Source organism: Halorubrum sp. Atlit-28R (assembly GCF_003665955.1).
GTDB lineage: Archaea > Halobacteriota > Halobacteria > Halobacteriales > Haloferacaceae > Halorubrum > Halorubrum tropicale.
Map to the genome: position 1 here is coordinate 1 of NZ_QPLS01000104.1, position 570 is coordinate 570.

Below are 570 nucleotides of genomic sequence, written 5' to 3' on the forward strand. Positions count from 1 at the left end.
TCCACCGGCGCAGCGCTCAATTCGATATCTACTTCGCCGCCGTCTTTGTGCAAGACGGCGAGCTGGACTTGGCGATTACTCTGGCGAAGTTCTGCAACACTGTGGTGTTCCCAGCGTGCGCCATTGTTTTCCGACGTCGAAGCAGCTGGAATGATCAGATCGTCCAGAGGTTTCCCGAGTGCTTCTTCATTTGTCCATCCAAGCAGTCTTTGAGCTTGGCAATTCCACTCCATGACTGTATTGGCAGAATCGATCACGACAAACGTATCCATCGCATCTTGCGGTATTGAATCCAAAACGCTTTCTTGCATCGTTTTTATTTCGGGCAGCGCCATATTGCTTTTCTATAATACGAAGGTCGGGGCATCCGGCATGCACACAGCGAATGCGACCGGTGTTGGGGTCGATGATTGAAGATCTATAAAATTTGTCTTAAAAGCTGGTCAAACGGCCGGACAAGTAGTGACAATTAGTGATGTCTCAAGACCCCATGCAGTAGCAAGGGTTGCTTTGGTAGACTATTGACTAAGCTGCATCGTGAACGTTCCCTTAACCAATCTGAAGCAGAGT

1 protein-coding gene is annotated in these 570 nt (G+C 48.9%); it reads right to left on the reverse strand.

All coding sequences use genetic code 11. The features are described from left to right. The coding region (locus DVK06_RS17015; protein WP_121601131.1) for a PAS domain S-box protein at window positions 1-335 on the reverse strand (335 nt) is incomplete at its 3' end. Between the last annotated feature and the right edge of the window lie 235 nt (window positions 336-570).